The organism is Streptomyces sp. Ncost-T10-10d (genome assembly GCF_900091955.1).
Classification (GTDB): domain Bacteria; phylum Actinomycetota; class Actinomycetes; order Streptomycetales; family Streptomycetaceae; genus Streptomyces.
The window spans coordinates 150,186-175,835 of sequence record NZ_FMDF01000107.1 but is presented as its reverse complement, the minus strand read 5'-3'; the positions used below and the strand labels follow the sequence as shown (position 1 = coordinate 175,835).

General features: G+C 70.0%; 21 protein-coding genes. 9 read left to right on the top strand and 12 right to left on the bottom strand.

What is annotated here, in order from left to right:
* Positions 1 to 8: 8 nt before the first annotated feature.
* From GA0115254_RS17850 to GA0115254_RS17835, 4 genes are read right to left on the bottom strand one after another with little or no spacing between them, the layout of a single operon-like run.
* Entirely contained in the window at positions 9 to 794 is a 786-nt protein-coding gene (locus GA0115254_RS17850) for a CDP-alcohol phosphatidyltransferase family protein (protein WP_176740167.1), read from the bottom strand.
* Complete coding sequence (locus GA0115254_RS17845; RefSeq protein WP_093896288.1) at positions 772 to 1,833, bottom strand: iron-containing alcohol dehydrogenase family protein; 1,062 nt, start codon at positions 1,831 to 1,833, stop codon at positions 772 to 774. The genes GA0115254_RS17850 and GA0115254_RS17845 overlap by 23 nt, the downstream gene beginning before the upstream one ends.
* A complete protein-coding gene (locus GA0115254_RS17840) occupies positions 1,821 to 2,573 on the bottom strand; it encodes a phosphocholine cytidylyltransferase family protein (protein WP_093896287.1) in 753 nt (250 codons plus the stop codon). Before GA0115254_RS17840 ends, GA0115254_RS17845 begins: the two co-directional genes overlap by 13 nt.
* On the bottom strand, positions 2,570 to 4,354 hold the full coding sequence (locus GA0115254_RS17835) for a CDP-alcohol phosphatidyltransferase family protein (protein WP_256102635.1): 1,785 nt from the start codon (positions 4,352 to 4,354) through the stop codon (positions 2,570 to 2,572). Before GA0115254_RS17835 ends, GA0115254_RS17840 begins: the two co-directional genes overlap by 4 nt.
* 274 nt (positions 4,355 to 4,628) lie before the next feature.
* Here GA0115254_RS17835 and galE point away from each other — a divergent pair, with 274 nt between their 5' ends.
* The 4 genes from galE to idi all read left to right on the top strand — a co-directional run bounded on the left by galE (position 4,629) and on the right by idi (position 8,933).
* Positions 4,629 to 5,609, top strand: a complete 981-nt coding sequence (gene galE, locus GA0115254_RS17830) for a UDP-glucose 4-epimerase GalE (protein ID WP_093896285.1) — start codon at positions 4,629 to 4,631, stop codon at positions 5,607 to 5,609.
* A gap of 166 nt (positions 5,610 to 5,775) precedes the next feature.
* The gene (locus tag GA0115254_RS17825; protein ID WP_093896284.1) at positions 5,776 to 6,717 is read left to right on the top strand and encodes a cation diffusion facilitator family transporter; all 942 of its coding nucleotides are present in this window, start codon (positions 5,776 to 5,778) and stop codon (positions 6,715 to 6,717) included.
* Positions 6,718 to 6,923: 206 nt separating this feature from the next.
* Entirely contained in the window at positions 6,924 to 8,192 is a 1,269-nt protein-coding gene (locus GA0115254_RS17820; RefSeq protein ID WP_093896283.1) for a bifunctional class I SAM-dependent methyltransferase/N-acetyltransferase, read from the top strand.
* 147 nt (positions 8,193 to 8,339) lie between these two features.
* A complete protein-coding gene (gene idi, locus GA0115254_RS17815) occupies positions 8,340 to 8,933 on the top strand; it encodes an isopentenyl-diphosphate Delta-isomerase (protein ID WP_093896282.1) in 594 nt (197 codons plus the stop codon).
* 40 nt (positions 8,934 to 8,973) lie between these two features.
* On the opposite strand, the gene GA0115254_RS17810 is transcribed toward idi, so the two are convergent.
* A complete protein-coding gene (locus GA0115254_RS17810) occupies positions 8,974 to 9,429 on the bottom strand; it encodes an ATP-binding protein (RefSeq protein WP_093896281.1) in 456 nt (151 codons plus the stop codon).
* A gap of 134 nt (positions 9,430 to 9,563) precedes the next feature.
* Positions 9,564 to 10,187 carry an HdeD family acid-resistance protein gene (locus tag GA0115254_RS17805; protein WP_093896280.1) on the bottom strand — a complete coding sequence of 208 codons (624 nt, stop codon included), beginning with the start codon at positions 10,185 to 10,187 and terminating at the stop codon, positions 9,564 to 9,566.
* 80 nt (positions 10,188 to 10,267) lie between these two features.
* Here GA0115254_RS17805 and GA0115254_RS17800 point away from each other — a divergent pair, with 80 nt between their 5' ends.
* Positions 10,268 to 11,026 carry an enoyl-CoA hydratase/isomerase family protein gene (locus tag GA0115254_RS17800; RefSeq protein ID WP_093896279.1) on the top strand — a complete coding sequence of 253 codons (759 nt, stop codon included), beginning with the start codon at positions 10,268 to 10,270 and terminating at the stop codon, positions 11,024 to 11,026.
* An 11-nt stretch (positions 11,027 to 11,037) separates the two neighbouring features.
* Here GA0115254_RS17800 and GA0115254_RS17795 read toward each other — a convergent pair whose 3' ends face one another.
* Both GA0115254_RS17795 and GA0115254_RS17790 read right to left on the bottom strand, forming a co-directional pair.
* On the bottom strand, positions 11,038 to 11,676 hold the full coding sequence (locus tag GA0115254_RS17795; protein ID WP_093896278.1) for a DJ-1/PfpI family protein: 639 nt from the start codon (positions 11,674 to 11,676) through the stop codon (positions 11,038 to 11,040).
* Positions 11,677 to 11,694: 18 nt separating this feature from the next.
* Positions 11,695 to 12,657, bottom strand: coding sequence for a GlxA family transcriptional regulator (locus GA0115254_RS17790; protein ID WP_093896277.1), 963 nt, complete (start codon positions 12,655 to 12,657; stop codon positions 11,695 to 11,697).
* Positions 12,658 to 12,791: 134 nt separating this feature from the next.
* On the opposite strand from GA0115254_RS17790, the gene GA0115254_RS17785 reads away from it, so the two are divergent.
* Complete coding sequence (locus GA0115254_RS17785) at positions 12,792 to 13,655, top strand: SCO6745 family protein (protein ID WP_093896276.1); 864 nt, start codon at positions 12,792 to 12,794, stop codon at positions 13,653 to 13,655.
* A gap of 124 nt (positions 13,656 to 13,779) precedes the next feature.
* Positions 13,780 to 16,194: a Tex family protein gene (locus GA0115254_RS17780; RefSeq protein WP_093896275.1), complete on the top strand. Its 2,415-nt coding sequence runs from the start codon at positions 13,780 to 13,782 to the stop codon at positions 16,192 to 16,194.
* A 171-nt stretch (positions 16,195 to 16,365) separates the two neighbouring features.
* On the opposite strand, the gene GA0115254_RS17775 is transcribed toward GA0115254_RS17780, so the two are convergent.
* The 3 genes from GA0115254_RS17775 to GA0115254_RS17765 form a co-directional block, all read right to left on the bottom strand.
* Entirely contained in the window at positions 16,366 to 18,003 is a 1,638-nt protein-coding gene (locus GA0115254_RS17775) for an ABC-F family ATP-binding cassette domain-containing protein (protein ID WP_093896274.1), read from the bottom strand.
* A 261-nt stretch (positions 18,004 to 18,264) separates the two neighbouring features.
* Positions 18,265 to 19,572: a M14 family metallopeptidase gene (locus GA0115254_RS17770; RefSeq protein WP_093896273.1), complete on the bottom strand. Its 1,308-nt coding sequence runs from the start codon at positions 19,570 to 19,572 to the stop codon at positions 18,265 to 18,267.
* Entirely contained in the window at positions 19,569 to 21,581 is a 2,013-nt protein-coding gene (locus GA0115254_RS17765; RefSeq protein ID WP_093896272.1) for a Xaa-Pro dipeptidyl-peptidase, read from the bottom strand. Before GA0115254_RS17765 ends, GA0115254_RS17770 begins: the two co-directional genes overlap by 4 nt.
* 211 nt (positions 21,582 to 21,792) lie before the next feature.
* On the opposite strand from GA0115254_RS17765, the gene GA0115254_RS17760 reads away from it, so the two are divergent.
* Together GA0115254_RS17760 and GA0115254_RS17755 are read left to right on the top strand one after the other, a co-directional pair.
* Positions 21,793 to 23,295 (top strand): M1 family metallopeptidase, encoded by a 1,503-nt coding sequence (locus GA0115254_RS17760; RefSeq protein WP_093896271.1) that lies wholly within the window; start codon positions 21,793 to 21,795, stop codon positions 23,293 to 23,295.
* Between the two features lie 160 nt (positions 23,296 to 23,455).
* Complete coding sequence (locus tag GA0115254_RS17755; protein WP_093896308.1) at positions 23,456 to 24,505, top strand: LacI family DNA-binding transcriptional regulator; 1,050 nt, start codon at positions 23,456 to 23,458, stop codon at positions 24,503 to 24,505.
* Here GA0115254_RS17755 and GA0115254_RS17750 read toward each other — a convergent pair.
* Entirely contained in the window at positions 24,468 to 25,385 is a 918-nt protein-coding gene (locus tag GA0115254_RS17750) for an oxygenase MpaB family protein (protein ID WP_093896270.1), read from the bottom strand. The genes GA0115254_RS17755 and GA0115254_RS17750 overlap by 38 nt on opposite strands.
* Between the last annotated feature and the right edge of the window lie 265 nt (positions 25,386 to 25,650).

Sequence of the window (25,650 nt, the reverse complement as noted above, 5' to 3'; positions counted from 1 at the left end):
GGGGGTGCTCACTTCAGCCTGCTCGACGCCAGGATCGACACGAGGTGCAGGAGGGTCTGGACGATGGCGATGCCGGCCAGGATCGCGATGCCGAGGCGGCTGAAGAACAGGTCGCCGTGGACCACATCGAGGATCGCGGCCACCAGAATGAAAAGGCTGGCCTCGATGCCGCCGACGAGGCGGTGGAACTTCAGCGCGGCAGCGGCGCGGCGGGCGAGCGCCAGACCGGAGGAACGCGGCACGGACGCCTCGTCCTTGACAGCGGGCAGTCCGCTGCGCTGGCGGGCGACGTCGACCAGGTCGGTCTCGGCCTTGATCAGGATCGCGCCGAGCGCGGCGAGCGTCCCGAGGAACGCCCACAGCCAGTTGGCCGAGCTGCCGTTCTGGTGGAACACGTCCGCACCCCGGATGCCGAAGCCGACCAGAAGGGCCGCCTCGCAGAGGTAGTGGCCGATCCGGTCGAGGTAGACACCGGTGATCGAGGTCTGCTTGCGCCAGCGGGCGACCTCTCCGTCGACGCAGTCGAGCAGAAGATAGATCTGGAACAGCACGACGGCGAGGATCGCGCCGGTCAGCCCCGGGATCAGCAGGGCGGCGCCGCCTATGACGCCCACGACCACCATGAGGTAGGTGAGCTGGTTCGGCGTGATCTTCGTGTTCACCAGGTACGGGTCCAGGTGCAGCGAGATCTCCCGCATGTACATGCGCCCGGCCCAGTGCTCACCGCTGCGCCGGTCCTTCACTCCGTCCGGGTGGACGACCGGACGGAGTTCAGCTACTGATGGTCTTGGCATAGTCGGCGTACGCGTCCCTGATCTGGTCGGTGGACAGGTTGAGGTGTTCCAGGATCGTGAAACGTCCCGGGCGGGTCTGCGGGGCGTAGTCGACGGCCCTGACGAACTCGTCGGCGGTGAAACCGATGTCTTCGGGCAGGACAGGCAGGCCATGGCGGCGCAGGGTGACCGCCATGAGCAGCGAGTCCTCGCGCGCACCGCGCAGATGCATGGCGAAGCAGGCGCCGAGGCCGACCTGCTCGCCGTGGCTCGCCGCACGCTTGGGGTACAGCAGATCGAAGGCGTGGTTGATCTCGTGGCAGGCGCCCGAGGCCGGCCGGGAGTCCCCGGCGACCGACATCGAGATGCCCGTCAGCACGAGGCCCTCGGCCAGCACCTTGAGGAAGGCGTCGTCACCGATCCCGCCGGGATGACGGAGCACCGCCTCGCCGGCCTGCCGGGCCATGGCCGCGGCGAGTCCGTCGATCTCCTCGCCGTTGACCTCATGGGCGAGTTCCCAGTCGGCCACGCAGGAGATGTTGGAGACCGCATCGCCGATGCCGGAGCGTACGAAGCGGGCCGGTGCCTCACGGACGATGTCGAGATCGATGACGACGGCGATCGGGGTGGGTACTCCGTAGGAGCCCCGGCCGTTGTCGTTGTCCAGTGTCGCGACCGGCGAGCAGAGGCCGTCGTGGGCGAGGTTCGTCGCCACCGCGACCAGGGGCAGGCCGACGCGCGCCGCAGCGTACTTCGCCACGTCGACGATCTTGCCGCCGCCGAGGCCGACCACGGCGTCGTACCGGTTGCCCTTGATGTCGTCGGCGAGCTTGACGGCCGAGTCGAGGGTGCCGTCGGCGACCGGATACCAGTGGGCGCCGGGCAGCGCGGGGGCCAGCCGCTCGCGCAGGGCGCGCCCCGAACCGTCGCTGATCGCGACGGCGAGCTTGCCGGAGGCGGAGATCCGCTGGTCGGCGAGGAGACCGGCCAGATCGTCCAGGGCGCCGCGGCGGATGTCGACGACGACCGGGGACGGGATGAGCCGGGTCAGTACAGGCACGCGATCTCACGGCCCTTCGCGAGGTCGTCGTGGTTGTCGATCTCGACCCACGCCACTTCGCCGATGGGGGCCACGTCGACGGTGAAGCCGCGGTTCACGAGCTCCTGGTAGCCGTCCTCGTAGTAGAGGTCGGGGTCGCGCTCGAACGTCGCCTTCAGCGCGTCGGCGAGCTCCGCTGCGGCCTCCGGCTCGATGAGGGTGACGCCGATGTACTCACCGGTCGCGGTGGCCGGGTCCATCAGCTTGGTGATGCGTCGCACACCCTTGTCGCCCTCGGTGACGACCTTCATCTCCTCGTCGGCGAGGTGCTTCACGGTGTCGAGGGCGAGGATGATCTTCTGGCCATTGCCCCGGGCGGCGAGCAGGGTCTTCTCGACGGAGACCGGGTGGACGGTGTCGCCGTTGGCCAGGATGACGCCGCGCGTCAGAACGTCCCGGGCGCACCACAGGGAGTAGGCGTTGTTCCACTCCTCGGCCTTGTCGTTGTCGATCAGGGTGAGGGTCACGCCGTACTTCGCCTCGAGCTCGGCCTTCCGGTCGTACACGGCTTCCTTGCGGTAGCCGACGACGACGGCGACCTCGGTCAGGCCGATCTCCGCGAAGTTCGCCAGCGTCATGTCCAGGACCGTCTTCGCAGCGCCGTCCTGTTCAGGACCCACAGGCACGAGAGCCTTCGGGAGCGTGTCGGTGTAGGGGCGCAGACGCCGTCCTGCACCGGCTGCCAGTACGAGGCCGATCATGCGGGTTCTCCTTCGTCGTGTACGGCGGGTGCTCCGGAGGACACCCAGAAGCGGATGGACTCCACGAGCACCACCAGCGCCACAGCCACCGCGAGAACGGTGAGTGCCACGGTGAACGCTGAATGCTGAGTGAGTACGGCGGCGAGTACGGCCACCACCAGAGTGCGGCCCTCGTGCCCACCGATCGTGCGTACCAGCCACTGGGGCGGCGCGCCGGTGCCGCCGCGAATGCGGTACACCGTGTCGTAGTGATGGTAGGCGACGGCCGAGACCAGCCCGAAGGCTGCCGGAAGGGCTCCCGGGACATCGCTGCGGGCGGCGAGAACGAGGATGGTGCAGTACTCCGCCGCCCTGAATATCGGAGGTACGAGCCAGTCGAGGGCGCCCTTGAGGGGGCGGGCCACGGCAATACCCGAGCAGATCGCGTAGAACACCGCGGCGAAGATCATCTGCTTGCTGCCGAACGGCTGCTGCAGAGCGGCGGCGATCAATGCCCCCGCGCCGACGAGCGCGATCACAGGTGCGCTCCAGGCGCCCCCGATCCGGGGGCCCCGTACCGCCACGACCTGGGCAAGGGGACCGGAGTCGGCCAGGTCGGCGAGTGCCCGGGCGGCGCGGTCGGTGCGCTCCGCCTTGCGGGTCAGCGAGCGCAGCAGGCGGCCCGCGGTGGTGTAGCAGGCCGCAAAGGCGCAGCCGATGAGCAGGGCGTAGAAGACGATCCGGGGTGTGGTCACCGCGGTCAGTACCGCGATCATCGCCCAGCGCTCGCCGATCGGCAGCACTATCATCCGGCGCAGCCAGACCGTCCAGCCGACGCTGTCGAGCCTGTCGGAGAGGGCAGCCGTGGGGCTCGAATTGGCCACCGCGTCATGGTTCGCCTCGTTGAACGAGAAGTCGATGACATGGCGGCAGGCCTGGAGCACCATCGCGCCGAGGGCCAGTGCCCATACGTCGTCACCGCCGCGGGCGGCGCCGAGGGCGAGGCCCGCGTAGTACGCGTACTCCTTGGCCCGGTCGAAGGTGGCGTCCAGCCAGGCACCCATCGTCGAGTACTGCAGCGAGTAGCGGGCGAGCTGCCCGTCGGTGCAGTCCAGGACGAAGGAGAAGAGCAGCAGCAGTCCGGCGGCGATGTAGCCGCCGCGGGTGCCGGTCGCCGCGCTGCCCGCCGCGATCAGCGCGGTGAGCAGGGATGCGGTGGTGACCTGGTTCGGAGTGAGACCGCGGCGGGCGCACCAGCGGGCGATGTAGCGGGAGTACGGGCTGATGAAGAACGTGGTGAAGAAGCCGTCGTGGGCCTTCACGGCGCTGCGCAGCCGTACCGCCTCGTCGTCGACGGCGGCGGCGGCGCTCTGCGCGGTGGTGCGCGCCGGCTCGTCGACCGGGACGGCGGCGACCAGCGAGCCGAGCTCGGGGCGCTGCACAGCGGTGCCCTCGGCGTCCATGGTGACGGCGAGGCGGCCCGGCACGGTGCGGTCGGTGACCGTCGTCGTGGTCGTGCCCGGGCCGGCCGGGACGCCCGCGCCGACGGCCGCGGCGGTGGTGCTCAGAGCGCGGACGAGCGCGGGGCGCGCCTCCGGCTGCGCGGTGAGCGCACCGGGCACGGTGGCGGCGGGGAAGCGCGGGTCGGTCAGTCCGAGCCGGAGAGCATGGACATGGCCGACGAAACGGGGGTCGACCAGTGCGACGCGGCGGTCGGCGGGGACGGCCGAGAGCAGCCGTGCGGCCTCGGTCACATCGGCGGCGATCTGTACGTCGAAGCCCAGTGACCGCAGGTCGTCCACGAGCGACGATCCGGGTACCGGTGCACCGGTGAGGATGGCGGTCGACAGACGAACTCACTCCTTGGTGCTGACGGGGTCGGCGCGCGACAATGCGGCCCGGAAGCGGGCCGGCGGCACGTCGGCAGAGGCTATCGGATGAACGGAAGCGGGAGTTCACTGCCCGTTTGTGCTCCGTTCGGGGTGGACCGGCATCATGCGGCGCCGTCCGCGATCATCATCGTCGATCCCCGCCTCGGCTGACAAAACGCGATGGCATACACCTAGGCTGACCCGCATGACATGGCTGATCACAGGCGGAGCGGGATATATCGGCGCACATGTAGTGCGGTCCATGGTGGGTGCCGGAGAGCGGGTGGTCGTCCTCGACGACCTTTCGACCGGTGTCGTCGAGCGGCTCCCGGCAGATGTTCCGCTGATCCGGGGCTCGGCCGCCGACCGCCCGCTGCTCGACCGGGTGCTCGCTCAGTACGACGTGAGCGGTGTGGTGCATCTCGCAGCGAAGAAGCAGGTCGGTGAGTCCGTCGAGAAGCCGCTGCTGTACTACCGGGAGAACGTGGCCGGGCTGACCGTCCTCCTCGAGGCCGTCGTCGCCGCCGGTGTGCGGCGCTTCCTCTTCTCGTCCTCGGCCGCGGTGTACGGCGTACCGGATGTGGAACTCATCACCGAGGACACTCCTTGTGTTCCGATCAATCCGTACGGTGAGACGAAGCTCGCCGGGGAGTGGCTGGTCCGGGCTACCGGCAGGGCACACTCCCTGTCCACCGGCTGTCTGCGCTACTTCAACGTGGCCGGAGCCGCCACTCCGGAACTGTCGGACACCGGTGTCTTCAATGTGATTCCGATGTTCTTCGACCGGCTGACCCGTGGCGAGGCCCCCCGGATCTTCGGTGACGACTATGCGACACCCGACGGCACCTGCATCCGCGACTACATCCATGTCGCGGACCTCGCCGACGCGCATCTCGCCGTCGCCCGGAGGCTGGCCGAGCAGGGCGCCGGGGACCTGACCGTGAACATCGGCCGCGGCGAGGGCGTCTCGGTGCGTGAGCTCGCCGAACTGGTGGGCGAGGTCAGCGGCCGGCCGGAGAAGCCGGAGATCGAGGCACGCCGCCCCGGCGATGCGGCAAAGGCCGTCGCGTCCGCCGTACGGATGTCCGAGGAGCTCGGCTGGACGGCCCGGCGCGGGGTACGCGAGATGGTCGAGTCGGCCTGGCAGGGCTGGTGCCTGCATCACCCCGAGGCACACGGCAACTGAGCCGCCGACGATCACCCCACAGCCCTGACCTGCAGCCATTTCCGCAGGTCAGGGCATATGACAACGGTGTTCAGTGCCGTGTTGCCCGATACCCCCCACCCGTAGTTCACTGGCAGTGCTCGGGCAGATCGCGTCCGAGTCCGCGAGACGACCGGGAGGCGTCCCCATGGGGGCAGGGCACGACCACGGGCACACACACGGCGGGCCGCCGCCCACCGGCACGGCAGCTGCCGCGTACAAGGGACGGCTGCGGATCGCGCTGTGCATCACGCTCACCGTGATGGTCACGGAGATCGTCGGGGGGCTGCTCTCCGACTCGCTCGCCCTGATCGCCGACGCGGCCCATATGGCGACCGACGCCCTGGGTCTGGGCATGGCGCTGCTGGCGATCCACTTCGCCAACCGGCCGGCCGGGCTCAACCGAACCTTCGGCTTCGCCCGCGCCGAGATCCTCGCCGCCCTGGCCAACTGTCTGCTGCTGCTCGGTGTGGGCGGCTTTCTGCTCCTCGAGGCGATCCAGCGCTTCATCACGCCGGCCGAGACCAGGGGCGGACTGACGATCGTCTTCGCCCTGGTCGGCATGGTCGCCAACATGGTCTCCCTGTCGCTGCTGCTCCGCGGCCAGAAGGACAGCATCAATGTGCGCGGCGCCTATCTGGAGGTGCTCGCGGACACGCTCGGCTCGTTCGCCGTGCTGATCTCGGCAGGAATCATCCTGACCACAGGCTGGCAGGCCGCCGACCCGATCGCCTCGCTGGTGATCGGCCTGATGATCGTCCCCCGTACGGTGAAGCTGCTCAGAGAGACGCTCAATGTGCTGCTGGAGGCGGCGCCCAAGGGGGTCGACATGGCTGAGGTGCGGGCCCACATCACCGCCCTGCCCGGAGTGCTGGACGTCCATGACCTGCATGCCTGGACGATCACGTCGGGGATGCCGGTGCTCTCCGCCCATGTGGTGGTGCGCCAGGACATGCTCGATTCGATCGGTCACGAGAAGCTCCTCCATGAATTGCAGGGCTGCCTCGGTGTCCACTTCGACGTGGAGCACTGCACATTCCAACTGGAGCCGAGCGGCCATGCGGAGCACGAGGCCAGGCTCTGCCACTGAACTGCCGCCCAACAGCGCCGTGTAGGGTGTTCGGCGGGGCATGTGGGCCCCGTGTCCGAGAGAGGAGCTGAGGTTGATGACCGTCGCGACGGCGCCTGCCCGGCGCAGCATCCGGTCCCTCTTCATCTCCCGGGTTCTCGGCTAGCGCTCGACTCGCACCGGGTCGACAGGTCGGCCGGAGCCCTCGCACACAAGGGTTTGCCGCGTTGACCGACAACGATCACGCCGTCCGTTCCGAGGCGTTCTTCTCCCTGCACCACAACCTTCCCCGGCAGAGCCCCGGCTCCGATGCCACCACCCGACGGATGCTGGGGCTCAGCGGCCCGTTGCCGCGCCGCCCGCGCGTCCTGGATCTGGGCTGCGGGCCCGGCCGCGCCGCACTGCTGCTCGCCGCCGAGGCGGGCGCCGAGGTGACCGCCGTCGATCTCCACGAGCCGTTCCTCGACGAATTGCGCGAGGCGGCCGAAGCCCGTGGGCTCGGCGACCGCATCAATACGGTCCGGGCCGACATGGCCGAGCTTTCCGGTCCCGACTTTCCGGATGGATCGTTCGATCTCGTCTGGGCCGAGGGGTCCGCGTACATCATCGGTTTCGACACCGCTCTGCGTGACTGGAAGCGGCTGCTCGCCCCGGGCGGCTCCCTCGTCGTCAGCGAGTGCGTCTGGACGACGGACGCGCCGACGGGCGAAGCCCGCGCCTTCTGGGAGCAGGAAGCCTCGCTGCGCCCCGTGTCGGCCAACACCGCGGCAGCCGTGGCGGCCGGCTACCACGTCCTCGGGGTGCGGGTGCAGCCCGACAGCGACTGGGACGAGTACTACGTCCCGCTCGCCGAGCGTGTCGAGGCCGCCGATGCATCGGCTCCCGGTATGGAGTGGGCGCTCGCGGCGAGCCGCGCGGAGCTGGCCATGCGGCGCGACCACGGTACGGAGTATGGCTACGCCTGCTACGTACTGCGCCCCGCCGACCCGCGCTGGACGACCCGGCCGGAGACGGCGGCGGACATCGAGGCCGTGCACGCGGTCAACGCCGCAGCGTTCCCGACGCCGGACGAAGCCGCTCTCGTCGACGCGCTGCGCTCCGATCCGGCGGCCTGGCTGCCCGGCCTCGGGTATGTCGCGCTGGACGGCCCGGACGGCGACATCGCGGCGTACGCGCTGCTGACCCGGTGCCGGGTCGGGGACGCGCCGGCGCTCGCGCTGGCCCCGGTGGCGGCGGCCCCGGACCGTCAGCGGCAGGGTGCCGGACAGGCCGTGGTGCGGGCCGCGCTCGACGCGGCCCGGCTGCGGGGCGAGCCGCTCGTCCTGGTACTCGGTCATCCCGAGTACTACCCGAAGTTCGGTTTCGTACCGGCGTCCCGGTACGGGATCCGACCGGGCTTCGACGTCCCGGACGAAGCGATGATGGCCCTGGTGCTCGACGACTCCGTGCCGGTGCCGCAGGGCACGATCCGTTACCCGGCGGCTTTCGGCGTCTGATGTGCCGTCCGGCCCCGCCGTGCCCCGTGGTGCGGCGGGGCCGGACATGCCAGGACCCGAAGTGCGGACAAGCGGCTTTTGTACGGCAGACTTGAGCGGACTCGACGGGACCGGCGCACGAGGCCGGGACCATAGCGAAGGATGGGTATGCCGACCACACCAGCCACCGCGGCGAACAGCTCGTCGAACGGCACAGCAGAAGCGATCATGCTCGAACTGGTCGACGAGAACGGCACCACCATCGGTACGGCGGAGAAGCTCGCCGCCCATCAGCCGCCCGGTCGACTGCACCGGGCCTTCTCGGTGTTCCTCTTCGACGAGCAGGGCAGGCTGCTGCTGCAGCGCCGCGCGCTCGGCAAGTATCACTCCCCCGGTGTCTGGTCGAACACCTGCTGCGGCCACCCCTACCCGGGGGAGGCGCCCTTCGCCGCCGCCGCCCGGCGTACGTACGAGGAGCTGGGGGTCTCGCCGTCCCTGCTGGCGGAGGCGGGCACGGTCCGCTACAACCACCCCGACCCGGCCTCCGGCCTGGTGGAGCAGGAGTTCAACCATCTCTTCGTGGGAATGGCGCAGGACCGGTTGCACCCGGACCCGGAGGAAGTCGGCGAGACCGCGTTCGTGACAGCCGATGAGCTGACCGAGCGGCATGCCCGGGCGCCGTTCTCGGCCTGGTTCATGACGGTGCTGGATGCCGCACGGCCGGCGATCAGGGAGCTGACCGGACCGTCCGCCGGCTGGTAAGGGGCGAAGGGGCACCGGGTGCCGCAGCGAATGCGGGTGGTCAGAGCTGCGGGCGCAGCGGCAGTGCCGCCCAGATGATCTTTCCGCCGCCTGCGGTGTGTTCCACATCGCAGGCGCCGCCCGCTTCCCGGGTGATCTCCCGGACCAGGAGCAGGCCGCGCCCGCCGGTCTGCGCGTAGTCCGTCTCCAGGGCCGTCGGACGGTAGGGATGGTTGTCCTCGACGGACACTCTGACCCACTCCGCGCCGACGGCCACCTCGACGGCGAGCTCCGGCGAGAGCAGCGCGGCATGCTTCACGGCATTGGTAACCAGCTCGGAGACGATGAGCAGCAGACCTTCGGCGATGTCGTCGTCCAGCGGCACGCCCTGACGGTTCAGCAGATCGCGTACGGCGTGCCTGGCCTGCGGTACGGAGACGTCCACGGCCGGGGCGGTGAACCGCCAGACTCCCTCGTACGACACGGGCCGGGCGGGGACACTCCCGCGGCTCTCCATAGTCCGGTACCCGCTCTCGACTCGATGGGGACTGCACATCGAGTACAGAGTGCGGGGCACGGTTGGTCCGGACCGTGCTGCTGAACAAAAGTCGACTTCTATCGGCAGGTTTTGACCGGACAAGCTCGAAACCATCAGCTCCTGGACCGGTTCTGATCCTCTCCGGTGGGGGTGTCCGGCAGCTCTCCGGCCGCCTGTTGATCCGAGACCATGGAGACGATACGGCGGCCGCCGACCCCGATCGCGATGAGGCCGAGCCCGTCGAAGAGCAACGCCAGCGAGAAGAAGAGGCCGAGCACGTAGAGGCTGCTGTGCGGCCAGTCGAAGAGCACCAGCAGCCCCAGCAGCAGGCCGAAGGCCCCTTGCAGCAGAGTCCAGCCGAACTGCGGACCACGCACCACGACGCTGCCCACCAGCCGGAACACTCCACCGGTCAGGAAGAGCAGCGCGGCGAACATGGTCAGCGCCTCCGCCGTGCCGTGCGGATGGCGCAGGACGACGACTCCGGCGGCGATGTTCAGTGCGGCCACCACGACGCCCAGCCAGAAGTAGTTGCTGCCGCGGGACTCGATGGCGTGGAGCAGCCCGACGAGGCCGCCGATCAGCAGAAGCCAGCCGAAGAGGAGCATCGAGGTGAGCGTCGCGACGCCGGTGTAGACGAGGCCGACCAGACCGGCCACGACGAGAAGGGTGCCGAGCAGCGCCAGCCGGCCGAAACTGCGGCTCAGCTTCTTGCCCTCGACTACGGGATCGGCCATGGGAAGCTCCTCACGGTGCGTGCCTGTCCGGCGACCCCTTCTTGATCATAGGTTCGCACCGTACGGATAGCATCCGGCGCATGGACCGTACGGAACCCCGGCTGGAGCACACCGTCGCGGGCGGTGTCGCCACTGTCGTCATCAGCAACCCCGCCAAACGCAATGCGATGACGGCCGCGATGTGGAGCACGTTGCCCGGTCTGCTGAAGCAGCTGGCCGCCGACCCCGCGGTCTGCGTTCTGGTGCTGACGGGCGCCGGGGACACCTTCTGTGCCGGTGCGGACATCTCCTCGCTCCGGGATCCGGCGGGCGATCCGCAGGCGCTCGCCGTGGCGGCCGAAGAAGCGCTGGCCGCGTTCCCCGGGCCGACACTGGCGGCGGTCCGCGGCTACTGCGTGGGCGGCGGCAGCCAGCTCGCGGCCGCCTGCGATCTGCGGTTCGCCGAGGAGGGTGCGTCGTTCGGCGTGACACCGGCCAAGCTCGGGGTCGTGTACGCCGCGTCGTCCACGCGGCGGCTGGTGGCGCTGATCGGCCCGGCCGCCGCGAAGCATCTGCTGTTCTCCGGCGAGCTGATCGACACCGCACGGGCGCTGCGGACCGGTCTGGTGGACGAGGTGCTGCCGGCCGGTGAGCTGGACAAGCGGGTCGACTCGTACGTACGCACCCTGGTAGCGCGCTCGCGGCTGACGCAGGCAGCGGCGAAGGAGTTCGCCACCGGGCGCGAGGACCGCGACGCGTACTGGGCGGAGCAGGCGCGGCGCAGCGGCGACACCGCGGAGGGTGTCGCCGCGTTCCTGGAGCGGCGTGCGCCGCGCTTCACCTGGACGACGGGGTCGTGACGCCGCCGCGGCTACTGCTCGAGGATGAAGCGGCTCTTGACGCGGAACTCCTCGACCAGTGCCGCCGGGGCCTTCGCCGGTGAGCCCGCGTCGTAAGGCGGCTGCGGGTCGTACTCGGTCAGCAGCTGTACCGCCATGGCGTGCTCGTCGTCCGCGATCCGGCCGAGCAGGGTGAGCCCCATGTCGATGCCGGAGGAGACGCCCGCTGCCGTGACGTACTTGCCGTCGATGACGACGCGTTCGCCGGTCGCGTCCGTGCCGAGGCCCTTCAGGATGTCCAGCGCGAGCCAGTGCGATGTGGCTCGGCGGCCCTTCAGCAGTCCGGCCGCGGCGAGCAGCAGCGAACCGGTGCAGACGGAGGTGGTCCAGGTGCTGGTGGCGTCGGCCGTGCGCAGCCAGCCGAGCAGTGTCTCGTTCTCCATCTGGTCGCTCTGGCCGGGGCCGCCGGGGACGACGATCACATCCGGTGCCGGTACGTCGGCGAAGGTCTTGTCGGCGACGAGCGCTAGGCTCCCGTTGTCGTTGCGCACGGGGCCGGTCCGTTCGGCGACGAACACCGTCTCGGCGCCGGGGGTGCGGGCCAGCATTTCGTAGGGGCCCACGGCGTCGAGCGAGGTGAAGCGGTCGAAGAGGACGATGGCGATCTGCATGGGGTTCCTTTCGTTCGGTCAGTCGAGGGCGGGCTGGGTGCGGAAGCGCCGGCGGTATTCGGCGGGTGCTGTGCCGAGGGCCTTGGTGAACGCGCGGCGCATGGCCTCCGGGGTGCCGTAGCCACAGGCGCGTGCGATGCCGGTCACGCCGTCGGTGGTGTCCTCCAGCAGCCGACGGGCGTGTTCGAGGCGTACCCGGTCGACGTAACGGCCCGGTGTGAGGCCCGTCTCCGCCTGGAAGGCTCGGGCGAAGTGGCGGGGCGAGAGGCGGGCTCGGGCGGCGAGCGCCTCGACGGAGAGATCGTCGCCGGGGTGCTCGGTGATCCAGTGCTGGACCTCGCGCAGCGGTTCGCGCCGGGCGGTCTGGGCGGTGAGCTGGGCGCTGAACTGGGCCTGGTTCCCGGGTCTGCGCAGAAAGACCACCAGGTGGCGGGCGACGGTGAGCGCGATGTCCCGGCCGTGGTCCTCCTCGACGAGTGCGAGGGCGAGGTCGATACCGGCGGTGACTCCGGCGGAGGTGGCCAGCCTGCCGTCGCGTACGAAGATCGGGTCCGGGTCGACCTCGACCGCCGGGTAGCTGCGGGCGAGGTGCTCGCAGACCGTCCAGTGCGTGGTCACCCGGTGCCCGTCCAGCAGCCCGGCCGCGGCGAGCAGCAGCGCACCGGTGCAGACGGAGACGAGCCGTTCGGCGTGCGCGGCGTGGTCCCGCAGCCAGCCGACGAGCGCCGGATCGGGGGTTCGGGTGCCCTCGCCGCCCGGGACGAGGAGGGTGTGCGGCGGTTCGGCGTCGGCAAGGCCGCCGTCCGGGACGAGGTTCAGGCCACTGCTGGTACGGACCGGGGCGCCGTCGAGGGAGGCGGTGCGCAGTTCGTACCCGGCCCCGGGGAAGTGGGAGGCCCCGGCGAAGACCTCCACCGGGCCGGTCACATCGAGGCTCTGGACGCCGTCGAAGAGGACCACGAGTACGGATCGCTGCGTCATGACTGCCATCCTGGGCAACCTGGAGCATGGCCGCAATGACGAAAAGCCCACCTTTTCTGCCATGTCGGGGCTCGCGCGGATTGGGCGTCGCCCCGGGGTTACGGGACGTACCGACCAGTCGGTAACGTGCTTGTATGAGTACTCTGCCGCCGCGCGCCGGACGCCGCTGCCACAACGCCATCAACCCGTTGCACTCGACGGTCTACTTCTCCCCCGACCTCGGCAAGGAGCTCGGAGAGCTCGGCATCGACGACTCGAACGCCGCCTACTTCGCAGCGCGCGGGGCGGCGCTGGGCGCCGTCGGCCCCGGCACGGTCACCGCGGCCTTCTACAACTTCAACCACGACCTCGTCGCCCGGCACCTGCCCGCCGTGTGGTCCGTCGCCTCGCCGCAGGCGGTCCTGGACGCCCGGCTGCGCGCCGCCGACTCCACGCTGCGCCGACTGCTGGGTGAGGAGATCATCGCCTCCCCCGAACTGGCCGAGGCGGCCGGACTGGCGCTCCACGCCGCCGAGGCGTGCACCCGACACGCCCGGCCGCTCTACGCCGCCCACGCCGATCTTCCGGTGCCCGAGCAGCCGCACCTGGCGTACTGGCACGCGGGCACGCTGTTGCGCGAACACCGCGGTGACGGTCATGTCGCGGCTCTCCTCGCTGCCGGTCTCGACCCGGTGGAGGCTCTGGTCAGCCACACGGCGACCGGCAAGGGAATGTCCCCGCGCTGGGTCCTCGCCACCCGCGGCTGGCGCCGCAGCGACTGGGAGGAGGCGTCCGAACGGCTGCGCGGGCGTGGACTCCTGGACGGCGAGGGCGAGTTGACGGAGGCAGGTATCGCGCTTCGGGCAGATCTGGAGGACGCCACGGACCGGACGGACCAGGCCCCGTACGAGCATCTGGGCGAGGAGGGTGTGGCGCGGCTGACCGAGCTGGCGCGCGGATTCCTGTTCACGGCGGCCTCGGCGGGTGCCTTCCCGGCCGATCTGATCGGCAGGGGCTGAGCCGCCGACCGACGGACAAGTGGGGTGGTCGGGCGACACCGCGCCCGACCACCCGGCACAATGCAGGCGAAGGGGCCCCGCCCCGGTAAGCACAGCCAGTACGAGAAGGCGAGTCGGTAGAACCGTGACGACGTCCATCGAAGGCAGGATCGCCGAGGAGCTCGGCGTACGCGAGCGGCAGGTGAAGGCGGCCGTCGAGCTGCTCGACGGCGGGTCGACCGTGCCGTTCATCGCGCGCTACCGCAAGGAAGCGACCGAGATGCTCGACGATGCGCAGCTGCGCACGCTCGAGGAGCGGCTGCGGTATCTGCGGGAGCTGGAGGACCGTCGTACGGCGATCCTCGAATCGGTACGCGAACAGGGCAAGCTGGACGAGGCGCTGGAGGCGCAGATCCGGGCCGCCGACACCAAGGCGCGCCTCGAGGACATCTATCTGCCGTTCAAGCCCAAGCGGCGCACGAAGGCGCAGATCGCCAGGGAGGCGGGGCTCGAACCGCTCGCCGACAGCCTGCTCGGCGACCCGTCGGTGGAACCGCTCGCCGCCGCAGCCGCCTTCGTCGACGCCGACAAGGGCGTCGCGGACGGTGCGGCCGCGCTGGAGGGGGCCCGCGCCATCCTCACCGAGCGGTTCTCGGAGGACGCCGATCTGATCGGTGAGCTGCGGGAGCGCATGTGGTCGCGCGGGCGGCTGGCCGCCAAGGTGCGGGACGGCAAGGAGGAGGCGGGGGCGAAGTTCGCCGACTACTTCGACTTCGCTGAGCCGTTCACCGCGCTGCCCTCGCACCGGGTGCTCGCGATGCTGCGGGGCGAGAAGGAGGACGTGCTCGACCTGGTCATGGAGCCGGAGGAGCCCTCGGAGACGCCCGGCCCTTCGACGTACGAGAACATGGTCGCCCGGCGCTTCGGGATCGGCGACCGCGGCCGCCCCGGCGACAAGTGGCTCGGAGACACCGTGCGCTGGGCCTGGCGGACCCGGATCCTGGTGCACCTCGGTATCGATCTGCGGCTGCGGCTGCGCACGGCGGCGGAGGACGAGGCGGTACGCGTCTTCGCGTCGAACCTGCGCGATCTGCTGCTTGCCGCGCCGGCCGGGACTCGGGCCACGCTGGGGCTCGACCCCGGTTTCCGCACGGGCGTGAAGGTCGCCGTCGTCGACGCGACCGGCAAGGTCGTCGCGACGGATGTCATCCACCCGCACGTCCCGGCGAACAAGTGGGACCAGTCGCTGGCCAGGCTGGAGCAGCTGGCGAAGGCCCACGCCGTCGACCTGATCGCGATCGGCAACGGTACGGCGTCCCGCGAGACCGACAAACTCGCCGGTGAACTCATCGACAAGCACGCCGAGTTGAAGCTCACCAAGGTGATGGTGTCGGAGGCGGGCGCGTCGGTGTACTCGGCCTCGGCCTTCGCCTCCCAGGAGCTCCCCGACATGGACGTGTCGTTGCGCGGCGCCGTCTCGATCGCGCGGCGGCTGCAGGACCCCCTCGCAGAGCTGGTGAAGATCGACCCGAAGTCGATCGGTGTCGGCCAGTACCAGCACGACCTGTCCGAGGTGAAGCTGTCGCGCTCGCTGGACGCGGTCGTCGAGGACTGTGTGAACGGTGTCGGTGTCGACGTCAACACCGCATCGGCGCCGCTGCTCTCACGGGTCTCGGGGATCGGCTCGGGGCTCGCCGAGAACATCGTCGCGCACCGCGATGCGAACGGGCCGTTCCGGTCCCGCAAGGCGCTCAAGGACGTGGCGCGGCTGGGCCCGAAGGCGTACGAGCAGTGCGCGGGCTTCCTGCGCATCCGGGGCGACGATCCGCTGGACGCGTCGAGCGTGCACCCCGAGGCGTACCCGGTGGTACGGGCGATGGTGAAGCGGACAGGCAGTGACGTCGCCTCGCTGATCGGCAACACGAGCGTGCTGCGGTCATTGCGGGCCGACGACTTCGTGGACGAGAAGTTCGGTCTGCCGACCGTCACCGACATCCTGAAGGAGCTGGAGAAGCCGGGGCGTGACCCGCGTCCCGCGTTCAAGACGGCCACCTTCAAGGAAGGCGTCGAGAAGATCGGCGATCTGGCGTCCGGGATGGTGCTGGAGGGCGTCGTGACCAATGTCGCGGCGTTCGGTGCGTTCGTGGACATCGGTGTGCATCAGGACGGCCTGGTGCATGTGTCGGCGATGTCGCACACCTTCGTGAAGGACCCGCGGGATGTCGTGAAGCCGGGCGACATCGTGAAGGTCAAGGTCATGGATGTCGACATTCCGCGGAAGCGGATCTCGCTGACGCTGCGGCTGGACGACGAAGCGTCGGCGGGGGGCGCGTCCCAGGGCGGCGGGCCCAGGCGGGAGCGGGGCGAGCGAGGCGGCCAGGGTGGTGGCCAGGGTGGCCGGCCGCCGCGGCAGCGGCAGGGGCAGGGCGGTCAGGACCGTGACCGGCGCGGTGGCGGTGGCGGCGGCTCTGCCCGTCCGGCGCCGGTGAACAGCGCGATGGCGGATGCGTTGCGGCGGGCCGGGCTGGCGGATCCGAAGCAGGGCGGCAAGAGGGGCTGACGTCGAGGGCGGGTGGGGGTGAGGTGCGGTCCGCTGTGCGGGGCCCGTCCCTCCCCCACCCGCCCCCTTCCCGAAGCCGTGGCTCTGCCCCGGATCCAGCCCCTCAAGCGCCGGAGGGGATCAACAAATATCCTTGAACGCCGGACGGGCCGAAAATGTCTGAGGAGCCGCTCACAGCTCCTTCACCTTGCCGTCCACCACCTCGACACGCCGCGTCGTCCGTACCGCTTCCAGCATGCGGCGGTCGTGCGTGACCAGCAGCAGCGTCCCCGTGTACGACTCCAGCGCCGATTCCAGCTGTTCGATCGCGGGCAGATCGAGGTGGTTCGTCGGCTCGTCGAGGACGAGGAGATTGACGCCCCTGCCCTGGAGCAGGGCGAGCGCCGCCCTCGTGCGTTCACCCGGTGAGAGTGTCGTCGCGGGACGCATCACGTGGTCCGCGCGCAGGCCGAACTTGGCGAGCAGCGTTCGGACTTCAGCCGGTTCGGTGTCGGGGACGGCGGCGCAGAACGCCTCCAGGAGCGACTCCGAGCCGTGGAACAGCTTGCGCGCCTGGTCGACCTCTCCGACCACCACTCCCGAGCCGAGCGTCGCATGCCCGGCATCCAGCGGCAGGCGGCCCAGAAGTGCGGCGAGGAGGGTGGACTTGCCCGCTCCGTTGGCACCGGTGATGGCGACCCGGTCCGCCCAGTCGATCTGCAGCGATGCCGGGCCGAAGCTGAAGTCGCCGCGTACGACCTGCGCTTCGCGGAGAGTTGCCACGACCGAGCCGGAGCGGGGTGCGGCGGCGATCTCCATCCGCAGTTCCCACTCCTTGCGCGGCTCGTCGACGACATCGAGCCGCTCGATCATGCGCTGGGTCTGCCTGGCCTTCGCGGCCTGCTTCTCGCTCGATTCGCTGCGGAACTTGCGGCCGGTCTTGTCGTTGTCGGTGGCCTTGCGGCGGGCGTTCTTGACGCCCTTGTCCATCCAGCCGCGCTGCATCTGCGCGCGGCCTTCGAGGGCGGAGCGCTTGTCGGCGTACTCCTCGAACTCCTCACGGGCATGCCGGCGAGCCCGCTCGCGCTCCTCCAGATAGGCCGCGTATCCGCCGCCGTACAGGTTGATCTGCTGCTGGGCCAGGTCCAGTTCGAGGACCTTGGTGACCGTACGCATCAGGAATTCGCGGTCGTGGCTGATGACGACCGTGCCTGCGCGCAGCCCGGAGACGTAGCGCTCCAGCCGCTCCAGGCCGTCCAGGTCGAGGTCGTTGGTGGGCTCGTCGAGCAGGAAGATGTCGTAGCGGGAGAGCAGGAGGGAAGCCAGGCCCGCACGGGCAGCCTGGCCTCCGGAGAGTGCGGTCATCGGCAGGTCGAGGCCGACGGTCAGTCCGAGGTCGGCAGCGACCTCCTCGGCGCGCTCGTCCAGGTCCGCGCCGCCGAGAGCCAGCCAGCGTTCCAGCGTCTCGGAGTACGCGTCGTCCGCGCCCGGCGCCCCGTCGACGAGGGCCTGCGTCGCCTCGTCCATCGCGGTCTGGGCGTCGGTGACGCCGGTGCGACGGGCCAGGAACTCCCGCACGGTCTCCTGCGGACGCCGCTCCGGCTCCTGCGGGAGGTGGCCGACGGTGGCGGTGGGCGGGGAGAGCCGCAGCTCACCCTCCTCCGGCCGGTCGAGTCCGGCGAGCAGCCGGAGCAGGGACGATTTACCGGCGCCGTTGACACCGACGAGACCGATCACATCACCGGGCGCGACGACGAGGTCGAGTCCGGCGAAGAGTGCGCGGTCGCCGTGTCCGGCGGCGAGGTCTTTGGCGACGAGAGTGGCAGTCATCAGGGTGCCGATCCTAATCGGCTGCCGGGAAGGGCGAAGCAGCCCGGCCGGTCACGGTTCGCAGAGCAGGTACAGGTGCCGGTACGGGTGCGGGCGCGGATGGTGGGCGGGGAGAGACCGGACCGGGGAGGTCCGCCGTCACCGGCAGATCCCCCCGGCCACCCGTTCTCTGTTCGTCCTGCGGCACGAATGGCACCTTTCACGGAAGCTGTGACTTCGCTCTCCGTAGCCAGAATGACACGCGCCGCTCATCTCATGGGATCAACAAGTGGTATCGGCCTGACCGTTTGTGAGGTGATATGTCGCCCGCTCGTCCAGGAGGAGGGGGATCAGATTCCGGGCCGACTGCCGCAGCGGTACGTACGCTCCGCCACCGTCGGGCCGGGAGGTGACGCCGTGCAGGGCGAGTTCGTCCTTGATGTCGTCGAACTGGGCCTTGGTGAGCCGGTATCCGCACGGCGGGTCCTGAAGGACCTGGCCGGCTTGGGGTGACTCGTTGTCGGCGCCGCCGAGATAGATGGGACCGCGGTCCTTGAACCCCGCGGCGCGGGATGCGGCGGTGGCGGCCTCGATCCGGCCGCGCCGTTCATCGGTGAAGGTGAACAGGCCTTCCAGTGCGGCAAGTTGCGAGTTCACGCGGCGTCGGCTGTTGAGTGCCGGGTCGGCCTTCTCGGCGTCGGTGAGCGCGTCGACACGGGATTCTATGAGCAGGCCGACGGCGTGCTTGATACCTGAGGTGTTGCGCAGGATGCGCTCCTGTCCGTCGCCCGCGGTCTGTTTGATCGGGTCGCCGGTGACCGGGTCGGTCCAGATGCCGTAGAGGCCGCTGCTGTAGCCGGCCTCCTTGGCGGTGGGGCGTACATACCCTTCGGCGAGGGTCTGCGATTCACCGTGCACCCGGTCCGAGGCGTTGAGGTTCCGCGGCCACAGGACGAAGAGGTCCTTGTCGTAGTACGGCGGGGTGGCTCCGTACTCGTGCAGGTCGTAGATCACGTCGGGCTTCCGGTCGCGGATGACCGCCGCCATGGCACGGGCCTCGGCGGTCTGCAGCGCGATGTGGTCGCGATTGATGTCGACGCCGTCGGAGTTGCCGCGGGTGTTCGCGGCGCGCCCATCGGGGTTGGCGGTGGGCACGACGAGGACATTGGTACGGGAGAGGAAGGCGCGGGTCGACCGGTCCTGGGCGTAGGCCAGATCACGAATGGTCGTCAGACACGCTTCGCGGCCGGACGGTTCGTTGCCGTGCTGGCTGCAGATCAGCAGCATCGTGTCGGCGCTGGGTCGGTGGTTGCCGATGCGGACGAGCTGGAGCGGGCGGCCCTGCTTCGTCGTGCCGATCCGGTCGACGGAGACCCGGTCGCTGCCCCGGTCGACGGTTGCCAGGAAGGACTGTTCCTCCGGCTGGCTGGTCCAGCGAGCCCCGTTGCTGATCTCGAAGCCGGTACGGGGCTGGGCGGGCGCGGCCTCGGCGGGCACGGTGACCAGGGGTACGGCCAGAACGGCGGCCGCGACCGCCAGGATCAGGTTGCGGCGGACGGGCCGATGGGCGGTCGGGATACGGGGTGTCATGTGCGGCTGCCTCCCGGGATGCGATGGGCGGGACGCGGCGGCGCCACGCCCTCGGAGTGGATTGCGCGGGGGGTGGCTGTCGCGGGTGCGGAACCCGCGGTGGCACGTACGAAGGCTCCGGCGCCGCCGACGAACGGCAGCTTCGCGGACGTACGGGCCAGGTCGAGGGTGAGCGTGGGCTCGGAGTCCGGCGGGTCGATGAGGTCCCGGTCGGTGCCGGCGACGATCAGGGCGAGCCGGTGTCCGGCCGGGACGACATGGTCGGTGGCCGCCAGATCGATGGTGATCGTGTAGGCCCTGCCCGGGGTGAGCGGGCGGCCGTGTCCGGCGGAGGCGTAGGTGCCGAGGTCTGCCCAGCCGCGGCTGATGACGGTCCGGTCGACCGTGACCGTGTCGGCCCGGGTGTCCTTGAAGCAGGAGCTGTCCCCGGTCGTGCTCGCGCCCCAGCAGGTGCGGTCGTCGAGGGTGGTGATGCCTTCGCCGGACGATCCGTAGTCGCGGACGGTGTCGGGGCCGATGTCCACGAGGACCGCGGAGAGATGGGCGGTCGGTGTGGTCGGGGTGGCGGTGACGGTCACCGTGGACGATCCGGAGAGCCGAAGGTCCCGGGTGAGCGGCGCGGTACGGAATCCGGCCTTGGCGCCCGTGGTCCGGTCCAGGTCGGCGGCCCATTCCGTCTCGCTCTGCGCCGGATCGTCGGTGAACGTCTCGGTGGCTCCGGGGCGGGCGGGCTTCAGGGCGAGGGTGCCGACGCCGGGCGCACTGCCGGAGCCGGGGCGCACGGTGGTGGTGTGCGTGGTGCGGGGCGGCCAGACCTTGTCGGTGGACCACTGGTCGGGATGGCGTTCGATGTCGGCCATCGGTTCACGGTCGATGCCGTTGTGGTATCCGAGGAGGTAGTGGTCGAACCAGCGGTGCAGGGTGTCGACCCACTCGGCGCGCCGGTAGTCGAACGGGTCGACGTGTCCGGTCTGCGAGAGCCAGATCTTGCGCTCCACGCCCTGGTCCGCGAGCGCGTCCCACCACTGGCCGAGGTGTTTGGTGCGGACGTTGAGGTCCTGCATGCCGTGTACGGCGAAGACGCTGGCCCGCACGTTGCGGGCGTCCTTCACGTAGTCGCGGTCGCTCCACAGCTTCGTCAGATCGCCGGTGCGCGGCGCCTGGTCGACGAGCTGCTGCTGGACGGCGGCGCAGCGCCCGCGCGCCTCGGGACTCTCGACATAGCCGGCGAGCCGGTCGGGACCGCTGTTGTAGAGAGGGGCGCCCCGGGCGAAGTAGTAGTCGTACCAGGAGGAGATGGCGCTGATCGGCACGATGGTCCGCAGCCCGTCCACTCCGGTCGCCGCGACACCGTTGGCGATGGTGCCGTCATAGCTCTTGCCGATCATTCCGGTGCGGCCGTTGGACCAGCCGGCCGTGGCGCGGTCGCCGCCGGTACGCGTGGTGTAACCGCGGGCGCGACCGTTCAGCCAGTCGATGACGGCCTTGGCGGACTGCACATCGGAGCGGCCGCCGACGTCGATACAGCCGTCGGAGCGATTGGTACCGGCCAGATCGACGGCGACGAACGCGTAGCCGCGCGGCACGAAGTAGTTGTCGTAGTAGAGGGGGAACCGCACGGGCCGGCCGTCGGTGTCGTACGTCTTGAGCTGACTCTCGTTGCCGCGGCCGCAGCAGGAGTAGTACGGGCTGGCATCCATGATCACGGGGATCTTCCGGCCCTGTCGGGCGGGTTCACGCGGCCGGACGATGTCGACGGCGACGCGGTCGCTCTTCCCGTTTCCGTCGCCGTCCAGCCCGGTATCGACCCAGACGGATTCGCGGACGGCGTTCTCGTACGAGTGGACGGGCCTGCTCTCCAGGGGTCCGGATTGCTGGGCGCTGTTCTCCGGGGGCCGTGCGGCGCCCTGTGCACCTGCCGGTGAGAGCAGGACGGTCACCAGGGCGGCGACGGCCGTCACCACCAGCGATCTGTACGTCAAGCGGGTGCCCCGCGCACGTATCGGCATGGGCGGAAGGTACCCCGGTCAACTCCTGAGCAACAGAGGGCGATCAACGGTGAACATTACGTGCCCATGACGTATCGCTCACCGTGTGCCATGTCGGCCGAATGGCGATCGTGTGACAGCTGTGGCCATGGACAGGACTGATGCGACAGTCGCTGAATAGTGTCGACGTGACGGTTCGAAAGATCATTCGCCTCGACGACTTGGAGCATTCGTGCACCGCAGATTCATCGTCCCGAGCGCGCTCGCGGCCTCCCTGCTGCTGGCGATCCCGGCCTCGGCCGCCGAAGGCACCGTGGGCGCCCCGGGCATCGGCGACCCCTATTACCCGGCCAGTGGCAATGGCGGCTACGACGTTTCCCACTACGACCTGCGGCTGAAGTACCAGCCCGCGACGGACCTGTTGGAGGGCACGGCGACGATCCTCGCCACGACCACCCAGGAACTCTCCCGCTTCGACCTCGACTTCGGGCTGGACGTCTCCGAGGTGCGGGTGAACGGCAAGAAGGCCGGTTACGCCAGGAGCGGCGATCAGGAACTGGAGATCACCCCGGCTACAGCCCTGGCGAGGGGCAAGGCCGTCTCGGTGGTCGTGCGATACGCCGGGAAGCCGTCGGAGCTGCAGATCAACGGCTGGACCTCCTGGGCCCGTACCCCGGACGGCGCGGTGGCCGCGCAGGAGCCGGACTCGGCCGTATGGTGGTTCCCCAGCAATGACCACCCGCTGGACAAGGCCACGTACGACATCTCGGTGTCCGTGCCCGACGGCACCCAGGCGATCAGCAACGGCGTGCTCCAGTCGCAGAGTTCGAAGCTCGGCTGGACCCGCTTCAACTGGCGTTCCAGCAAGCCGCAGGCGACGTATCTGACGACGCTGGCGATCGGCAGGTTCGACATCACCACGGACACCACGTCGGACGGACTGCCGGTCGTCAACGCGTACAGCAAGGACCTCGGCGCCAACGCCGGTGCGGCACGCGCCAGCATCGAACGGACCACCGAGGTCGCCGAGTGGCTGTCGGAGGTCTTCGGACCGTATCCCTTCGACGCGCTCGGCGGTTACTCCCCCAATGTGAAGAGCGGGTTCGCACTGGAGACACAGACCAGGCCCTTCTACAGCCCGAAGCAGTTCGCGAACGGTGCGAACGTCTCGGTCGTCGTCCATGAGCTGGCGCACCAGTGGTACGGCGACAGCGTGTCCGTCAAGGGCTGGAAGGACATCTGGATCAACGAGGGCTTTGCCCGCTACAGCCAGTGGCTGTGGTCGGAGAAGGAGGGCGAGGGCACCGCGCAGGAGCTGGCGGACTACACCTACGCCCAGCATCCGGCGGACGACGCCTTCTGGACGGTGAAGCCGGGCGACCCGGGCCCCGACAACCAGTTCGACGCGGCCGTCTACGACCGGGGCGCGCTGGCGATCCAGGCGCTGCGCAACAAGGTGGGCGACGAGACGTTCTTCGAGCTGTTGAAGGGCTGGCCGGCCGAGCATGCCTACGGGAACGCGAGCGTGGGGGACTTCGTGACATACGCGGAACGGGTCTCGGGCCGGCCGCTCGCCGACTTCTTCGACACCTGGCTGTACCAGCCGACGCGTCCTCAGGCGCCGGCGGCGGCCGCGGCGCGCCCCCTGCACGCGACCACACAGCCCGCTCAGCCCGCTCAGCCCGCTTCATGGAAGCAGATCGCGGCCACGAACACGATTCACGACCACCGCTGACGGTCCGCGGACCGGCTCCGGGCACCGTCGCCCCGCTCTCCTCGGCGGGGCGACGCTGTCCGGCGGACGGCCGGGGCGGACGGTTAGGCTGATGGCGCCGGTGCTGTCCGGCCGGCCCAGGCCGTATCCGGCCCGATCCCGCGCGTACGAGGAGCGTCCCTTGCCCGGTCCGACCCCCGATTCCCCTCGCGATGTCCGCCCCACACTGGAAGCCGTGGCGGCCCTCGCCGGGGTCTCACGGGCGACGGCCTCCCGGGTGGTGAACGGCGGGGCGGGGGTGCGGAAGCCGCTCGTGGAACAGGTGCGCAAGGCGGTCGACGAGCTCGGCTACGTTCCGAACCACGCCGCGCGGACCCTGGTCACCCGGCGCAACGGCGCGGTCGCCGTGATCATCGACGAGCCGGAGTTCCGGATCTTCTCCGACCCGTTCTTCTCCCAGCAGATCCGCGGCATCAGCCGTGAACTGAACGTGTACGACGCACAGTTGGTACTGCTCCTGGTGGAGGGCAGCGGGGACTTCGGCCGGGTCGCCCGCTATCTGGCCGGCGGCCATGTGGACGGCGCGCTGGCGTTCTCGCTGCACATGGACGACGAGCTCCCTTCCATCATCCGCCGGTTCCGGGTGCCCACGGTCTACGGCGGCCGCCCCGGCCGCCCGGGTGCCGCGTCCGAACTGGCCGTTCCCTACGTCGACTGCGACAATCGGGGCGGCGCAGCCGAAGCCGTACGCCATCTCGTCTCCCTCGGCCGTCGGCGGATCGCGCACATCGCCGGACCGCGCGACCAGACATCGGCACTCGACCGGATCGACGGCTACCGCGATGTGCTGCCCGAAAGCGATCCGGCACTGCTCGCGGAAGGCGACTTCACCGTCGAGGGCGGCGCACGCGCGATGACGCAACTCCTTGGGCACCACCCCGATCTGGACGCGGTCTTCGCAGCCAACGACCTGATGGCCTCGGGTGCCCTGCGGGTGCTGCGCGAGCGCGGCCGCAGGGTGCCGGAGGAGGTGGCCCTGGTCGGCTTCGACGACATGGCGTCGATAGCGGGGACCACCGAGCCCCCACTGACGACGGTCCGTCAGGACATCGAGGGAATGGGAAGGTTGATGGTGCGGATGCTGATGCGGCGACTGAACGGCGAGGGCGAGGGTGACGAGCTCGAATCGGTGATCACGCCGACCCAGCTGGTGCACCGGGCTTCTGCCTGAGCCTCCCGTCGCCCCGGACGGCCTCGCGATGCGCCGCCCGTGCCCTGCGCGCGTACGGCAGATAGCGCAGCCGCTCGGGCAGCACGGGCACGACGCGCCGCACCACTCCGCAGAACCGCCGCAGCTGCCGCTCCTGCGCATCCGTCCAATCCAGCCCGATCGCCGCCCGCGCGTCCGGCGGCATCAGCCCGATGGTGACGAAGCGGCGGAACCGGGCCAGCGGCGGGAGCAGCACCGGCCACAGCGCCTTCAGCAGCAGCCGGACGGGCAGCGGCCCCCGGTCCGGTGGCGGTACGGGGCGGTCGGTGGCGATCAGGTCCTCGACGACGACGGTCAGCTCGATCTCGTCGGCGAGCACCTTTCGGAAGTACGGCCAGAACTCCTCGATCGTCTGCGGCATGTCCCGGTCGTGAATGCCGAGAATCCTGCCCACCTGGAGCCACTCCCGGTACAGGGCCCGTTCCTGGGCGTCGGTGAGCGGCCGGACGAGATACCGCGCGGCGTGCTGGTAGACGGGGAAGCCCGTGGCGTGCACCCACGCATAGTTCTCCGGGGACAACGCATGGTAACGGCGCCCCCGGGTGTCGGTGCCCTGGATGGTGCGGTGCAGCTTGCGGAGCCTGCGGCCCTCCTCGGCGGCCGCCTCGCCCCCGTACACCCATAGCTGGAGCGATCGCAGGGACCTCTCGCCGCGCCCCCACGGGTCCGTACGGAAGACGGAGTGTTCGTCGACGCCCGCACCGACCGCCGGGTGGGCGACCTGGAGAGTGAGGGCGGCGGGCAGCATCAGGAGGGCGCGGATGTCGCCGGAGAGGCTCCAGAGCACACCGCCGGGCGGCGGCGGGACGGGTGCGTCACCTCTGACTGCTTCGGTGTTCATGCGGTGCTCCCGGCGGTCGGCGGGGCGTGCGGGTCGGCGCCCGACCCTTGTGTGATCCAGTATGCGATTGCTCCCGAGCCGGTGCGCACGGGCCCCCGGGATGCCTTCTTCGGCGCTTGCGCGTCGACGGTGTTGACGCAACCGATGAAACAAGTCGATAGTATTTGTATCTTTGACTCCTTTCACGCGATGGACCGTCAGATTCGTTGCAAACAAGTGGAGTTGATCAAAAGAGGAGATGAAAGAGGCAGGGCTCGCACAAAAT

What these genes read in the sequence shown, in the direction of transcription:
- GA0115254_RS17850 (WP_176740167.1), bottom strand. Translation starts at nt 794, where the DNA reads ATGCCAAGACCATCAGTAGCTGAACTCCGTCCGGTCGTCCACCCGGAC.
- GA0115254_RS17840 (WP_093896287.1), bottom strand. Translation starts at nt 2,573, where the DNA reads ATGATCGGCCTCGTACTGGCAGCCGGTGCAGGACGGCGTCTGCGCCCC.
- galE (WP_093896285.1), top strand. Translation starts at nt 4,629, where the DNA reads ATGACATGGCTGATCACAGGCGGAGCGGGATATATCGGCGCACATGTA.
- GA0115254_RS17825 (WP_093896284.1), top strand. Translation starts at nt 5,776, where the DNA reads ATGGGGGCAGGGCACGACCACGGGCACACACACGGCGGGCCGCCGCCC.
- idi (WP_093896282.1), top strand. Translation starts at nt 8,340, where the DNA reads ATGCCGACCACACCAGCCACCGCGGCGAACAGCTCGTCGAACGGCACA.
- GA0115254_RS17810 (WP_093896281.1), bottom strand. Translation starts at nt 9,429, where the DNA reads ATGGAGAGCCGCGGGAGTGTCCCCGCCCGGCCCGTGTCGTACGAGGGA.
- GA0115254_RS17805 (WP_093896280.1), bottom strand. Translation starts at nt 10,187, where the DNA reads ATGGCCGATCCCGTAGTCGAGGGCAAGAAGCTGAGCCGCAGTTTCGGC.
- GA0115254_RS17800 (WP_093896279.1), top strand. Translation starts at nt 10,268, where the DNA reads ATGGACCGTACGGAACCCCGGCTGGAGCACACCGTCGCGGGCGGTGTC.
- GA0115254_RS17795 (WP_093896278.1), bottom strand. Translation starts at nt 11,676, where the DNA reads ATGCAGATCGCCATCGTCCTCTTCGACCGCTTCACCTCGCTCGACGCC.
- GA0115254_RS17790 (WP_093896277.1), bottom strand. Translation starts at nt 12,657, where the DNA reads ATGACGCAGCGATCCGTACTCGTGGTCCTCTTCGACGGCGTCCAGAGC.
- GA0115254_RS17785 (WP_093896276.1), top strand. Translation starts at nt 12,792, where the DNA reads ATGAGTACTCTGCCGCCGCGCGCCGGACGCCGCTGCCACAACGCCATC.
- GA0115254_RS17775 (WP_093896274.1), bottom strand. Translation starts at nt 18,003, where the DNA reads ATGACTGCCACTCTCGTCGCCAAAGACCTCGCCGCCGGACACGGCGAC.
- GA0115254_RS17770 (WP_093896273.1), bottom strand. Translation starts at nt 19,572, where the DNA reads ATGACACCCCGTATCCCGACCGCCCATCGGCCCGTCCGCCGCAACCTG.
- GA0115254_RS17765 (WP_093896272.1), bottom strand. Translation starts at nt 21,581, where the DNA reads ATGCCGATACGTGCGCGGGGCACCCGCTTGACGTACAGATCGCTGGTG.
- GA0115254_RS17750 (WP_093896270.1), bottom strand. Translation starts at nt 25,385, where the DNA reads ATGAACACCGAAGCAGTCAGAGGTGACGCACCCGTCCCGCCGCCGCCC.